Here is a 14,126-nt window from a genome sequence, read left to right as displayed (position 1 = left end):
TTACAAAGCGCCTTCATTCGGTTGAAGGTGCTTTTTTATGAGAAAAGGAGGTGTGGGGATGGATCATCCCGATTCGAGACACATAGAGAATATGTCAAAAGATCAGATTGACGCATCAGATAGAGGAGATCCTGACCCCCCGCACATTCTAAGGGATTCGGGTATCTCCTGACTTTGGGGAGGTAACAGCGATGATACAGAACATTACGTACGATGAACTCATTTTAAGAATTATTATTTTATTAAGAGACGGCAAACGCAAAGAATTTAAAAACATTATGGAAGAGCTTCAGCCTTATGATATGGCCTATTTATTTAAAGAGCTTCCAGAAAAGCATCGCGGCCGCTTCTTGCATTTTTTAACAGTCGATGATGTGACGGAAATGATGGGCGAGCTTGAGCGTGAATATCAAGAGATCGTCCTTGAAAAAGTAGGGAAAGACAAAGCCACCTTCGTCACAAACAAAATGGATAACGATGACTTAGCCAACTTGTTTGATGAAATGGATGACGAGCTAAAAGAACAGCTGCTGTCAAACATGGAAGCCGAGGAATCAAAGGCCGTACAGCTTCTCATGAATTATCCTGCTGAGACAGCAGGGCGTATCATGACCAACCGGTACGTATGGATTCCTCAGCATTATACGGTTCAGGATGCTGTTGTGAAGCTGAAAAGCTTTGCCGAAATTGCCGAATCCATCAACTACCTCTATGTCATTAATGATCAAAAACAGCTTGTGGGCGTCCTCTCATACCGTGACCTAATTTTAGGTGAACCGGATGAAAAGGTGCAGGATCTCATGTTTACAAGAGTGATTGCTGTCGGAGCGTTTCAAGACCAGGAAGAAATCGCAAAGCTCATTGAACGATATGATTTCCTTGCCATTCCTGTTGTAGAAGAGAATAATGTCCTTGTTGGGATTGTCACCGTTGATGATATTATTGATGTCGTCATTCAAGAGGCAGGAGAAGACTATGAGAAATTCGCTGCCTCTGGTAAAGATATTACGTTTGACACGCCGGCATTTGTTGCGGCATACCGACGTCTTCCTTGGCTCATCTTGCTTTTATTCATCGGGCTGATTTCAGGCAGTATCTTAAATTATTTTGAAGATACCCTTCAGCAAGTCGTTGCTCTTGCTTTCTTCATGCCGATGATTGCAGGTATGACAGGGAATACTGGTACACAGTCTCTAGCGGTGGTCATTCGAGGACTTTCAAAAGAGAAATTAACGAAAAAAACCATTATGCGGCTTATTTTTAGAGAGCTGAGAACAAGTATTTACATTGGAATTGTTTGTTCAGTCATTATTACCGTCGTTGCGATGGTGTGGCAGGGCAATGTGGTTTTAGGCTTTGTTGTCGGTTCCTCACTCCTTGCAACACTCATTATCGGTACAATGGCAGGTACGGTAGTGCCTATTATTTTACACAGATTAAACGTGGACCCAGCTATTGCATCTGGGCCGCTGATTACAACATTAAATGATATTTTATCACTGCTGATCTATTTTGGAATTGCGACAGCATTCCTTCATACGCTTATGTAGCAAAAAGACTGTAAAACATGTCGTTTTACAGTCTTTTTTCAATAAAGATTGCATATAGCGCTTCCATCCTTTACATTTTAAGGAGAAGGTGGGAGAGATACATGAAGAAATGGGGATTCATGTTGATGTGCGTTCTTTTGCTTAGTGCATGTCAAAGGGAAGACGAGGGGAAAGACAGAAGGCTGGTGGCTGCAGAGCATATGCTTGAAGCCATCACCGAAGGAAATAAAAGAAAAATAGAGAACGTCTATGTCGAAGGGGCGGTCCCAAGCCCGAGTGACATTCTCAAATCGAAAAAGGAATGGGGCATTGAGTCGCTTTCCTATGAAGATTTTCAAATGGAAGAAGCCAGTATTCACGTCTTTCATGCGAATTATGAAGATGTAGAAACTGGAGAGAAAAAGGCACTTGCCTTTCGTGTAAAAGAAGATCCTGAAAGAGGCGGTGTGATTATTGACTTCGTAGGGATCGTTGAAGGGTCTGACGCTTCATCTAAATAAAAAGAATCGTTCAAAAGAGCGATTCTTTTTTGTTTATCGATTTTTATACCGAAAGTGTGCATTGATCTGTCCTTCCAACATTTTTTTCTTAAATTGCCCGCTTTTTAATGCTTGTTCTTTTTTCTTCATGTCTTTTAAAATTTCTGCTGTCTGCACACCATCTTCCCGTTTATTGGCGATATCCATTAAACGTTCTACATCAGAAAAAGAATATTTCCGCGTGCCTCTTGTTGAGCGCTGGGGGTAGATGAGTTTACGTTCCTCGTAATATCGGATTTGCCTGACGGAAAGTCCTGTTAATTCGCTGACAATCCCGATTGAAATGACTTTTTTATCTTTATAAGATACATCTTCCTGCGTCATATACTCACCCCTGCAAGTCTTTTTTTCATATTATATAGAACGGAAAGTAAAAAAACCTAACGTTTGTTAGAAAATATAACACAAAAATGAAAAAAACGAAAAAAGTATGGCAGGAAACTTAACAGTGAGCGTGCAATCCATCTTACAAGTAAATATGATAATGAGGAGAAGAATGAGGAGGAGGAGCACATGATGGAGAAAACACAAATCATCCGTATGGCAAAAGAAATCATCGCATTAGATGTGAAGAGGGACGAATTGCTGGAGCAGTTCATGCAGGCTGCGGGTCAGAATGCACATGCTCTTCTAAGAGCCGTACAAAATGATTTGTATAAAAAGTCTTCATAAGCACCCGATCCATTTCCATTGATAGGAGGGGAGATGTCGTGCGGCGTATATTAAAAGAAGCGTTAGCAAAAGAAAGGCATTATTATACGAAGCAGCTTTGCTCACTCGGGGAGTATAGCCCTGATATGACAAAGAACATGACAATTAGTGACTTAAAAAAAGAGTATCATTTCTTTTTCAACAAAACAGACCGTTATCTGTAAAAAATCCCTTAAAATGTGCGTGTGTCACATGAAGGGTTCTTTTTTTGCGTGTTAAATATTATAGCAATATTGAATTTTGTAGAAATTTGACGAATGAATTGCAAGAAAATAAAGAGTCTTTACAGATTATGTTAAAACTTGTCGCAATTTGATGGTTTGCTGAAAAAGCTTTTTTTCGAGATGATTGTGAAAAATAAGAAGGATTTTAAAAGTTTATATCGAAAACTTATACATAACACGAATGGAGTCACTTATGTGGTTGAAAGGGTTTTCAAAAACGTACTTCTATTTTTTACGAAAGGCTCCAACTGCACCGCAAGAAAGCCTTGAAGTTAAAAAAATATTATAAGAGGTAGATATGTGATGAGACTATCGTTTAATGAAGAAGAAGTAGAACGTTCAATGACGCTTTACAAGGTTTTTGCAAGAGCATTTAAAAGCGTATCCGAACACAGTATTAGAGACAGCAAGGAGCATGGATTTAATCCAACTGAGTTTGCCGTTCTTGAATTGCTGTATACGAGAGGTGCTCAAAAGCTTCAGCAAATCGGCTCAAGACTTCTGCTTGTCAGCGGGAATGTGACGTATGTAATTGACAAGCTAGAACGCAATGGTTTCATTGAAAGAGAACAAGACCCTAAGGATAAACGGTCGGTTTATGCCCATTTAACGGAAAAAGGGCGCAGTTATCTCGATAAGATTTACCCGATCCATTCGCTTCGAATTGCGCGGGCATTTTCTGGCCTCTCGCGTGAAGAACAGGAGCAGTTGATTAGTCTGCTGAAAAAAGCAGGTATTCACAGTCAGCATTTGTTATTTAGATAAAAGGAAAAGATGCCCTGGCAGGCACCTTTCAGATGATTGACAAAGGGCTAAGCCCTTTGTCTTCTTTTTTATGTGTCCAGCTGATGTGCAGGGTAGGCGATAAATTTTTCAATATCGCTTGCTGGAAGCGGCTTGGCATAATAAAAGCCTTGTAAGTCGTCACAGCCCTGCGTAGATAAAAGCTGCGCTTGTGCAAAGGTTTCAACACCTTCTGCAATGACATCTAGAGATAGCTGGTGCCCCATTGCAATAATAGCCCCTGTGATTTGCTCAGACTTTGAATCGCTCAAAATATCCTCGATAAATGATTTATCAATTTTCAGGCGGTGAATCGGCAAATCCTTCAAATAGCTTAAAGAGCTGTGGCCTGTACCAAAATCATCAATACTAATGCGAACGCCAAGCTGCTTCAAAGACGTTAGGACCTGTTTTGACTGCTTGATGTTGTCCATTGTCATACTTTCTGTCACTTCAAGCTCAAGCAGTGACGGTTTAAGGTCATATTTTTTCAGCGTCAGCTTGATCAAATCAATTAAGTCTTCGGAGTTGAACTGTTTAGCAGATAAATTCACCGCTACAGGAATCTTCAATTCGTTGTCATACCATATTTTTGCCTGCTTACATGCGGTATCAATGACCCATCTCCCAATATCAATGATAAGGCCAGATTCCTCAGCTAGTTCAATGAAAGCCTCAGGTGATTTTAGAGAGCCGTCTGGCGCTTTCATTCTTAAAAGGGCTTCAACCCCTGTCATTTGTCTTGTTTTGGCACTCACTTGCGGCTGATAATGAAGCACAAACTGCTCTCTTTGAATGGCATCTCTTAACTCGAGTTCCCGATTTAATCTGTCCTCACTAGATCTTTCCATTGATTCAGTGAAAAATTCATAGCGGCTTTGTTTATTCTTTTTCGATAAGTACATCGCCATATCGGCTTTTCTCATGAGTTCCATGCCATCTTTGCCATTTTGCGGAGAGATGGCGATTCCGATACTAATGGATGTAATGAGCTGATGGTTTTGGATGAAAAAAGGACGTTCAAATTGGCGGATGATATTTTTCGAAAGCTGTTCAATTTGATACGTATCCCCCTTCATGTGAGTGAAAATCATTAAAAATTCATCCCCGCCAAGTCTTGCAATAAAGCCATTGTCCGGTAAACATTGTGTGAGTCTGTTTGCGGCGGCTTTCAAAAGCAGGTCCCCTATGTTATGACCGAGTGCATCATTAATAATTTTAAACCGATTTAAATCAAGAAATAGAACAGCCGTTGAGGTTCTTGTCTCTTCTTGAGCGGATAGAACATCATTTAAATAATTGATCCCGTGACGGCGGTTAGGCAGTTCAGTTAACGCATCATAATGTGCCATCACATGAATTTCTTTTTCAGCAATCCGCTGCTGCGTTAAATCCTTTAAAACAAGATAAATGCTGTCAAGCGTATTGTTAACGTGTACAGGTATGTAAGTGACATGAAAATAATAAAAACGATCTGCTGCTTTCAATTCTGCTTCGCGTGTAATGGCCTTTTTTGACTGGCGAATAAAATCTTCCCACATCTCAGTCGGCATCACGTATTGACTCACATCATCGCCAATCCAAGAATTGCATATCTTTAAAATTTGTTTGCCTGAGTCATTAGCAGATAGTACTTTTCGATCGACAGATAACACAATAATGCCATCTATATTGTGTTTGATGAGCGATTGAAACCGCTGCTCATTTTCCTTTAGCTTATCTGATTGAGTCATGATTCGGTGATCAATATAAGCGCCAAAAATCATGAGCGTTTGGACGATAAGTGTCATCAAACCGATGAAAATGGACAGGCTGAATGGTGACATTTCAAGAGAACCACCAGCAGCGATCTGACCCTCTGAATGAAAAAACATCGTCGATGCCGCCATGCCGGTATAATGCATGCCCGCAATGGCAACGCCCATCATGAGTGCACCAGCTATTTTTAACAGCTGATCCTCCCGTTTTCTTCCATATTTATGAAGCCGAAAAAAAAGATTTAATGAAAAGAATGAAGCGAGCGCAGCAATAAAAAACGAAAGGAAAAAGAGAAATGGATCATAGCTGATGGTAACATTGGCCATTGATTCCATTCCGAGATAATGCATGCTGCAAATAGCCGAACCCATCGTGATTGAACTTATGAGCAGTCTTCTTGTGGAGAGCAGCCGCTGAATACATATTGAAAAAGCGATTAAAGAGCCGATAAAAGAGGCTAAAATCGATAAAATGAGTAAGGGCGTTTCATAGGTGATGCCAGATCGCATGTGGAAGGCCATCATGCCGATAAAATGCATCGACCATATTCCCATTCCCATGATCATCGAACCAATGATCAGCCATACTTTTTTCTTTGCACCGCTTGACTGAATCATTCGCCCCGCTAATTGAAGAGCTGAGTAGGAGGCGACAGCGGCGACAGCGACTGACAGACAGACAAGCCATCCGTTGTAGCTTCCAGTTAAATGTGTCATGTAAGAAAACCTCCTGTATCTAAAAACAGACATATACTTCATATATCGGATCGGATGGTCACTGTGTTCACTTTTCCTTCACTTAAAAAGGACAATCAGTATTTTTTCCCCTCATTTTTTATAGTAAAATCAAATTTAATGTAAAAAAACAATGAAAAGTGAATCGTTTTCTAGGTTTGCTTCGTTTAATAGGTGGCACGGTTTTATCAGCGGTATAGCCTGTCAAACTGATTATGTGTGAAAGGGATTGATAAACATCGAAGATTTTATTATTTCTTTAGCTGATGCCTTTAAAAATTTGTCATACTTTGGCATCTTCCTTGCATTATGCATTGAGTTTGTTCCTGCTGAAGTGGTTTTGCCTCTTGCGGGCTACTGGGTCTCAAAAGGGGACATGACCTTCATCGGTGTTGTGGCTGCCGGTTCCATTGGCGGTGTCGTTGGCCCCTTGACTTTGTACTGGTTAGGACGTTACGGCGGCAGACCCTTTTTAAATAAATATGGGAAGTACTTTTTTGTAAAACCTGAGTCACTTGATAAATCGGATGCTTTTTTTGAAAAGCATGGCGGATTTGTTGCGTTTAGCGGCCGGTTTATTCCAGGCGTCAGAACCCTTATTTCTATCCCGTGCGGTATTGCGAAAATGAATGTGTGGACGTTTTGCCTGTATACGTTTTTGGCCATTACGCCGATTACATGTGTGTACGTGTATCTTGGTTTGATGCTCGGGGAGAACTGGAAAGAGGTTGGGGCGATATTGGATCAATATCTGCTGCCGATTGGAATCGGTGTTGTCGTATTGTTTGTTCTTTACGTGTGGCTAAAACGAAGAAAACGAAATACAGAAACGCCAACTGCTTAATCACGAGATGGAGATAAGAGTCACCAGTTGACAATCCAGTGTCTGTTGATTAAGATATAAGTAATCTAAATATTCTTAATCCCACCAAAGGGGAGTAGCGTCCGGTATCAACTGGAAACAAAGTCGTCATTACATGGAATGATATTCCATCGGCTTTGTTGGCATGATTACATATCACATGTCTAGCAAGACCTTTGCCATTACAGGCAAAGGTCTTTTTTGCATTCATAAGCCTTTGTCTGTTGTGGGACAATAGATAAAAACAAGGAGGAATGATGATGGATGCAGCAATTATTTTAGAGTACGGGTGGGTTCTTCTCGTATTGATTGGATTAGAAGGGATTTTAGCAGCTGATAATGCGCTAGTCATGGCTGTGATGGTCAAACACCTTCCAGAAAAGCAAAGAAAAAAGGCGTTGTTTTACGGACTTGCGGGAGCGTTTGTCATGCGATTTGGTTCCCTGTTTCTGATTTCGTTTTTAGTGGATGTGTGGCAAGTTCAAGCCATTGGCGCAATTTATCTTCTTTATATTTCCATTCATCATATTTTAAAATCGCACGTATTTAAGAAAAAGGATACAGATACAAATATGAAACAAAGCGGCTTCTGGGCAACAGTCGTGAAAGTCGAGCTGGCCGACATTGCTTTTGCAGTAGACTCCATTTTAGCAGCCGTTGCTTTAGCTGTGACACTGCCGAAAACAGGTCTCCCGCAAATTGGCGGACTTGATGGCGGTCAATTTATCGTCATTCTTTTAGGCGGTATTATCGGTTTGATTATCATGAGATTTGCCGCAACTGTATTTGTGAAACTGCTCAAAACAAGACCAAGCCTAGAAACTGCCGCATTTGTCATTGTCGGATGGGTTGGCGTGAAGCTGACGCTCTATACACTTTCTCATCCAGCCATTGGTGTCGTGTCCTCTCATTTCATCCATTCAACATTATGGAAAATCATTTTCTGGACGGTCCTTCTCGCGATTGCAGCTTTTGGCTGGTTTTTATCAAGTCCATCAAGAAAAGATGGTCAACAAAACGAGGAAAAACAAGAGGTGAGGCTGGAAGAGTAGGTTTTTTGAAAGAAATATCATTTCATTTTCATAACACATATATTACAAAAAAGGGGGAGATACCCCCTTATTTCTTTGCTTTTAAACGAAACGTTGTAAAGTAGATAAAGAAATACATGTCATAATTGAGTAACAGGAAATGAATTCCTCATTTCTTCCTTTGCGCTTCCCTCATAAATTAGCTATCATAAATGAGTAATATAGGGAGAACTGAGGTGAAACCATTGCTTAGCCTTTTGTTTAAAAAAGGAAAGAAAAAGCAAACATTAGAGCAGTCGGCTATCAATATCCAACAGGGAGATACCGAACTGCAAAATGCATTAATAGAGCAATACAAACCATTTGTCGCTAAGACGGTTTCATCCGTTTGTAAACGATATATAGATGAAAAAGATGATGAATTCAGCGTAGGCTTAATTGCCTTTAATGAAGCGATAGAAAAATATTCTGCCGAAAAAGGGAACTCACTCCTTGCTTTTGCGGAGTTAATTATTAAAAGAAAAGTGATCGACTATATTCGAAAAGAAGCAAGAAATGCACCAACGGTTCAAATGGACCTTCAAGAAAGTGAGAATGGGGAATACTCTCAAAGTATGATTGAAGCAGAGCTTTCTGCAAATGAATATAGGCGTTTAATTGAACAAGAACATAGAAGAGAAGAGATTGAACATTTTAAAGAACGATTGAAAGTATATGGCCTTACATTTCAAGAGCTGCTTGAGCATTCGCCAAAGCATGCAGATGCAAGGCAAAATGCCATTAAAGTGGCTTATACACTCGTTGAGAACGACGAGTTGAGAACCATTTTGTTTCAGAAAAAACAATTACCCGTCAAACAGCTGGAAAAGCTCGTGGAAGTCAGCCGCAAAACGATTGAGAGAAATAGAAAATATATCATTGCGATGGCGATCATTATGACAGGTGATTATGTGTATTTGAAAGATTACCTTAAAGGGGTGCTTAATTCATGAGAAGAGGCATTATAGTAGAGAAAAACAAAAAATATGTCACACTGCTGACCCCTGATGGACAATTTCTGCGGACGAAGTATGAACAGCAAGACTATGAAATCGGTCAAGAGGTGACATTTCCGAATGAATCACGTCTCGAAAGAAAAAGAGCCGGTTTCTTTGACCTGCTCCGTTTACGTCCATTAAATGCAGGAATTCTATCAATTGCAGCGATTATTGTCGTGATCTTCACTATGATGCCATCTTTCTCAAGTCAAAAAGCTTATGCATATATGACGATTGACATTAACCCAAGCTTTGAGCTGAAACTCGATCACCATTATCAAGTGATCGGTGTGACTCCGCTGAATAAAGATGCGAAGCAAGTGCTGGCCAGTATGGAAAATTTAGAAAAAGCCGACATGAGTAAAGTTGTGCAGAAAATTATAGATGATTGTGATAAAAAAGGATACGTCAACCATTCTAAACCGATCTATATTTCCACTGTTTATGAAAACAAGCAGGATCATACATATAAAACAAACGTAAAAAGTAAAATTAGCACCATCTCGGGGGAATACCAAAAGCGCAATTATAAGCTGGAAACGGTAGAAGGTGACCTGGAAACAAGAGAAAAAGCACAAAAAGCAGGTATGTCTACAGGTACATATATTCGAAATCAAGAAATGCAAGACAATGAACAAGAGGACGTTAAGAAAGATGAGAACACAGCAGATGATGATGAGGCTGTCAAAGAAGACGAACCTGGCCATGCTGATGAAGATCAAGCAGATCAAGATAAAAAAGAAGACATAAAGTCAGACGTTAGCGATGAGATCCAGTCAGATCAAAAGGCTCTTGAAGGCGACGACAAAGAGCAGACAGAAGTAGAGAGGGAAGAGCAAGGGTCTGTTCAAAAACCTCACCAAACAAGTCCAAATGATGAAAACAAGGTTAAAAAGGAAAAGGAAGAAAAAGGCCGCCCTTTTGAAAAAGACAAAGAGCAAAAAAAAAATCACTCGACTGATTCTGATGAAAAAAAGCAACCGAACGGCACATCACGTGATGATACAGAAAAACACGTAAAAAAAAACAACAGCGGTCAGAAGCGTCCATACGGTGAACGTAAAAGCGATGACGTCAAACAACAAGAAAAAAATACAACGCCCTCTTACCGTGAGAACCGAGATGAGCCCACATACGAACAATAAAAAACGCCAGAATAGATCCGGCGTATTTCACCATGTCTTTATTTAGTTGAATTGCCCATTTGAGATTGAGCCTGCTGGACGAGTCTTTTTGTTATTTCGCCGCCAACAGAACCGTTTGCACGTGCGACTGTATCTGAACCGAGATTCACGCCAAATTCTTGAGCGATCTCGTATTTAAATTGATCTAAAGCTTGTTCTACTCCAGGAACAAGAAGTTGATTTCGATTTGCCATGTTGTTTTCCTCCTTTCACCTCATGTTTGTTATGCCTTCTTATTTTGAAAAAAACGGCTGGCAATTATGCTGGCAATTGCTGCACAAAAAAAGCCGAGGTGATCTAGAGGTCACCTCGGCTTTCATTTAAGCCTTTTTCAGCTGAAGCGTATTAAACATCATTTCTTGCGCTGTGCTCTGCAAGTGAGAAGTGAAGACAGAGAAGACGGTAGAACTGATAATACCTTTAATTAATTGCCACTGATTCTTCGTCAATTCTGTAAACTCTTCACGGAGCTTGTCTGTCTGTTCTTCTGTCATTTCTCGTAAATTCGTTTCCTTTAATGGGAAATGTGTATGGTGATAAATAAAATCAAGGACGTGCGCATATGCTTCATAAAAACGGATAGGGCTGATAATATCATCCGATCGATCTGTGATCGTATTAAATAAGGCAGATAAGATCATGCGAATGGTATCAAAGTCAAAAACTGATTTTAAATCCCTGACAATTAATAAAATAACGACCTGATCAATGGAGTACTTCTTGCCAAGCTCTGGATGGCCGATCATATCTTTAATATCGCGCTTGATCCAGTTCTGAATGGCTGTCGATTTAAGAGAAGTGAGCTCACACAGGTTGCCAAGCTCAACAATTTCATTCGTTGAAAGTCCGTGCTCTGCTTTTTGCTTCCGCCGTTCGAGCTTCTCAAAAAACGGAGGGATTTTTAATTCATCATATTCATGATCCTTGTCGTTTTTTACAGATAAATTCAAAAGCTGAAGCGGAGTCAGATCTCCCTCTCCTTTTAGAGAATACAGAAGTCTCGTCATGTCAATTCTCGTTAATTTAAAAGTCACCATGTTCCACCTCATTTGTACGTCAAAAACGTGATTATTGATCTAATTCAACATCATAATCTCTTTTTGTTGAAAATGCAAAATAAACTAAAACAAGGGCAGAACGTCACAATTTGTTCACTTTTCAACAATCGCAAGTAGCGTAATTATTGAAGTGACGGGGGTTAAGTCATTATGATAAACATAGAAAACGATTCCTTTTCCCTTGCAATTTGAGACGTTTATTTTTATAATTTTATTAATAAGTTCAAATGAACTTAATATGACAGCGGAGGTTATGTATGGGTAAAAGAATATTTCTGTTTATATTAACGAACATTCTTGTTATCACTACGATTGGTATTGTTCTATCGGTTATTAGTGCAGCAACTGGTGTTGGTTCTTATATAGGAGCAGACGGAAGACTTAATATCATGTATCTTCTTGTATTCAGTGCAGTTGTCGGTTTTGTCGGCTCATTTATGTCACTTGCGATGTCACGCTGGATGGCAAAAATGATGATGGGTGTGCGTGTGTTAAACCCAGAAAAGGATTCATTAACTTATGATGAGCAGCAGCTTGTTGACCGCGTGCACAGATTATCAAGAGCAGCAGGCCTTTCTAAAATGCCTGAGGTTGGTATTTATCAATCATCTGAAGTAAATGCTTTTGCGACAGGTCCTTCTAAGAGAAGATCACTTGTTGCTGTATCAACTGGATTGCTGCATGAAATGGATGATGCAGCGGTTGAAGGTGTTATCGCACACGAAGTCGCTCACGTTGCAAACGGTGACATGGTCACAATGACGTTACTGCAAGGAATTGTCAACACGTTTGTTGTCTTCCTTTCAAGAATTGCGGCATGGATCGCAAGTCGATTCGTTTCACGTGAAGAGCTTGTGCCGGTTGTTCATTTTATCGCTGTGATCGTCTTCCAAATCATTTTCTCTATCTTAGGAAGCCTTGTCGTGTTTGCATACTCTAGACATCGTGAATTCCATGCAGACCGCGGCGGTGCGGACCTTGCAGGGAAAGATAAAATGATTCATGCGCTTCGCTCACTTGAGGCGTATACGTCAAGAATCAAAGATGATGACCAAACAGCTGTTGCTACACTAAAAATCAGTGGTAAAAGAAAAGCTTCACTTTTCTCAACACACCCTGATTTAAACGAAAGAATCAGAAGATTAGAAGCAAAATAAGAAAGATCAAAAGACATTCTTTGACAGGATGTCTTTTTTCTTTTTGATGAAAAAGAAAATAAAGCATAAAATATCTTTAAAATCATGTTTCTTTTCATTAAAATGATAAAGTATTCGAAAAGAAAGATAAAAGAAGGAATAACAATGAATCCAATAAAAAAACTAATTGACCGGCTGTCGGCTTTCCAGCTGATCGCCCTTTACTATTTTCTCGCTGTGACTGTGTCGTTTATTCTGCTTAGTCTGCCAGTGGCTCATCAAGACGGGGTAAAGTGGACATTTATTGATGCACTCTTTACAGCTGTGAGTGCTGTCAGTGTCACAGGATTGACCGTTGTCGATACCTCACAAACATTTAGTGTGACTGGGATGTGGATCCTTGCATTTGTTTTGCAAATCGGGGGCATCGGCATTATGACCCTTGGCACCTTCGTATGGCTGGTTATGCGAAAAAGGATCGGGATTAAAGAAAGAAAACTTATTATGGCAGACCAAAACCAAAGCAATTTATCAGGAATTGTAAAACTAATGAAGCAGGTCTTATATTTAATTTTGCTGATAGAGTTTGTAGGCGGTCTGATTTTAAGTATGTATTTTCTAAAGTATTACGACGTGGAAGGAGCCTTCTTACATGGCTTCTTCTCAAGCATTAGTGCGACAACCAATGGAGGCTTTGATATTACAGGGAATTCGTTAATTCCTTATAAGGATGACTATTTCGTACAATTTATTACGATGCTGCTCATCATTTTTGGCGCCATCGGCTTTCCGGTACTGGTCGAAGTAAAGGATTATTTAATCAATCAGGACCGAAAGCATGCATCGTTTTCCCTGTTTACGAAAATTACAACGATTACGTTTGGGGGACTTGTCGTTGTCGGGGCCATTGGAATGTATGCACTGGAGGCTCGTTTTACCTTTCTAGGAAAGAGCTGGCATGAGATTTTGTTTTATTCTTTGTTTCAATCAACGGCAACAAGAAGTGGTGGACTGACCACGTTAGATATTACACAGCTGACAGAACCGACGCTGTTATTTCTCTGTATGCTCATGTTTATCGGAGCCTCTCCAAGCTCGGTTGGGGGCGGGATTCGGACAACCACATTTGCCCTTAATTTACTTGCCTTGTTTCATTTTGCACGAGGAAATAAGTCCATTAAAATCTTTAAAAGAGAGCTTCACCAAGCGGATATTAATAAATCTCTTATGGTGACGATGATGGCCTTTATTTTAGTGTTTGGCGCCACGTTTCTGTTAAGTTTATCAGAGCATAATACGCTTCTTGAAAATTTATTTGAAGTTTGTTCTGCCTTCGGAACAACTGGGCTGTCGCTCGGCATTACTTCTGATCTGACTGTATTTGGAAAGTGTATTATTATGGTGGTCATGTTTATTGGACGGATTGGAATTCCAAGCTTTTTATATTTAATTGGCCGGAGAGAAAGTGAAGCCAATTATCATTATCCGAAAGAGCGTGTGATCATCGGCTAGCCAGCAT

At 40.0% G+C, this 14,126-nt stretch carries 15 protein-coding genes and 1 riboswitch; of the genes, 11 read left to right on the top strand and 4 right to left on the bottom strand.

The window, feature by feature from the left end; all coding sequences use genetic code 11:
* Nucleotides 1–191 precede the first annotated feature (191 nt).
* Together mgtE and BK049_RS01900 are read left to right on the top strand one after the other, a co-directional pair.
* Nucleotides 192–1,550, top strand: coding sequence for a magnesium transporter (gene mgtE, locus BK049_RS01905; RefSeq protein ID WP_071167726.1), 1,359 nt, complete (start codon nucleotides 192–194; stop codon nucleotides 1,548–1,550).
* A gap of 101 nt (nucleotides 1,551–1,651) precedes the next feature.
* On the top strand, nucleotides 1,652–2,050 hold the full coding sequence (locus tag BK049_RS01900) for a metal ABC transporter substrate-binding protein (RefSeq protein ID WP_071167725.1): 399 nt from the start codon (nucleotides 1,652–1,654) through the stop codon (nucleotides 2,048–2,050).
* A gap of 33 nt (nucleotides 2,051–2,083) precedes the next feature.
* Here BK049_RS01900 and BK049_RS01895 read toward each other — a convergent pair whose 3' ends face one another.
* Complete coding sequence (locus BK049_RS01895) at nucleotides 2,084–2,413, bottom strand: MerR family transcriptional regulator (RefSeq protein ID WP_008361347.1); 330 nt, start codon at nucleotides 2,411–2,413, stop codon at nucleotides 2,084–2,086.
* Nucleotides 2,414–2,605: 192 nt separating this feature from the next.
* Here BK049_RS01895 and BK049_RS19450 point away from each other — a divergent pair, with 192 nt between their 5' ends.
* The 3 genes from BK049_RS19450 (at nucleotide 2,606) to BK049_RS01885 (ending at nucleotide 3,789) form a co-directional block, all read left to right on the top strand.
* Nucleotides 2,606–2,761 (top strand): hypothetical protein, encoded by a 156-nt coding sequence (locus tag BK049_RS19450; protein ID WP_008346151.1) that lies wholly within the window; start codon nucleotides 2,606–2,608, stop codon nucleotides 2,759–2,761.
* 38 nt (nucleotides 2,762–2,799) lie between these two features.
* Nucleotides 2,800–2,964: a stress protein gene (locus BK049_RS01890; RefSeq protein WP_071167724.1), complete on the top strand. Its 165-nt coding sequence runs from the start codon at nucleotides 2,800–2,802 to the stop codon at nucleotides 2,962–2,964.
* Between the two features lie 360 nt (nucleotides 2,965–3,324).
* Entirely contained in the window at nucleotides 3,325–3,789 is a 465-nt protein-coding gene (locus tag BK049_RS01885; protein WP_145939385.1) for a MarR family winged helix-turn-helix transcriptional regulator, read from the top strand.
* 68 nt (nucleotides 3,790–3,857) lie between these two features.
* Here the strand turns inward: BK049_RS01885 and BK049_RS01880 are convergent, their stop codons facing one another.
* Nucleotides 3,858–6,281 (bottom strand): bifunctional diguanylate cyclase/phosphodiesterase, encoded by a 2,424-nt coding sequence (locus BK049_RS01880; protein ID WP_071167723.1) that lies wholly within the window; start codon nucleotides 6,279–6,281, stop codon nucleotides 3,858–3,860.
* Nucleotides 6,282–6,528: 247 nt separating this feature from the next.
* Between BK049_RS01880 and BK049_RS01875 the strand changes: the two genes are divergently transcribed.
* The 4 genes from BK049_RS01875 to BK049_RS01860 all read left to right on the top strand — a co-directional run bounded on the left by BK049_RS01875 (nucleotide 6,529) and on the right by BK049_RS01860 (nucleotide 10,374).
* Complete coding sequence (locus BK049_RS01875; RefSeq protein WP_071167722.1) at nucleotides 6,529–7,143, top strand: DedA family protein; 615 nt, start codon at nucleotides 6,529–6,531, stop codon at nucleotides 7,141–7,143.
* 77 nt (nucleotides 7,144–7,220) lie between these two features.
* A riboswitch (yybP-ykoY riboswitch) is annotated at nucleotides 7,221–7,390 on the top strand.
* Between the two features lie 31 nt (nucleotides 7,391–7,421).
* The gene (locus BK049_RS01870) at nucleotides 7,422–8,213 is read left to right on the top strand and encodes a TerC family protein (RefSeq protein WP_008361360.1); all 792 of its coding nucleotides are present in this window, start codon (nucleotides 7,422–7,424) and stop codon (nucleotides 8,211–8,213) included.
* Between the two features lie 215 nt (nucleotides 8,214–8,428).
* Nucleotides 8,429–9,184, top strand: coding sequence for an RNA polymerase sigma factor SigI (gene sigI, locus BK049_RS01865; protein ID WP_071167721.1), 756 nt, complete (start codon nucleotides 8,429–8,431; stop codon nucleotides 9,182–9,184).
* Complete coding sequence (locus tag BK049_RS01860; protein ID WP_071167720.1) at nucleotides 9,181–10,374, top strand: anti-sigma factor domain-containing protein; 1,194 nt, start codon at nucleotides 9,181–9,183, stop codon at nucleotides 10,372–10,374. The genes sigI and BK049_RS01860 overlap by 4 nt, the downstream gene beginning before the upstream one ends.
* Before the next feature lie 38 nt (nucleotides 10,375–10,412).
* On the opposite strand, the gene BK049_RS01855 is transcribed toward BK049_RS01860, so the two are convergent.
* Together BK049_RS01855 and BK049_RS01850 are read right to left on the bottom strand one after the other, a co-directional pair.
* Nucleotides 10,413–10,607 carry an alpha/beta-type small acid-soluble spore protein gene (locus BK049_RS01855; protein ID WP_008361366.1) on the bottom strand — a complete coding sequence of 65 codons (195 nt, stop codon included), beginning with the start codon at nucleotides 10,605–10,607 and terminating at the stop codon, nucleotides 10,413–10,415.
* A 126-nt stretch (nucleotides 10,608–10,733) separates the two neighbouring features.
* On the bottom strand, nucleotides 10,734–11,450 hold the full coding sequence (locus BK049_RS01850) for a DUF1836 domain-containing protein (RefSeq protein WP_008361368.1): 717 nt from the start codon (nucleotides 11,448–11,450) through the stop codon (nucleotides 10,734–10,736).
* Between the two features lie 278 nt (nucleotides 11,451–11,728).
* On the opposite strand from BK049_RS01850, the gene htpX reads away from it, so the two are divergent.
* Together htpX and BK049_RS01840 are read left to right on the top strand one after the other, a co-directional pair.
* Nucleotides 11,729–12,628 carry a protease HtpX gene (htpX, locus tag BK049_RS01845; protein WP_008361370.1) on the top strand — a complete coding sequence of 300 codons (900 nt, stop codon included), beginning with the start codon at nucleotides 11,729–11,731 and terminating at the stop codon, nucleotides 12,626–12,628.
* A 144-nt stretch (nucleotides 12,629–12,772) separates the two neighbouring features.
* Entirely contained in the window at nucleotides 12,773–14,119 is a 1,347-nt protein-coding gene (locus BK049_RS01840; RefSeq protein ID WP_071167719.1) for a TrkH family potassium uptake protein, read from the top strand.
* Nucleotides 14,120–14,126 lie beyond the last annotated feature (7 nt).

This window comes from Bacillus xiamenensis, assembly GCF_001857925.1.
Lineage (GTDB): Bacteria > Bacillota > Bacilli > Bacillales > Bacillaceae > Bacillus > Bacillus xiamenensis.
The sequence above is the reverse complement of the archived record's forward strand: the minus strand, read 5'-3'. Positions and strand labels throughout refer to the sequence as shown.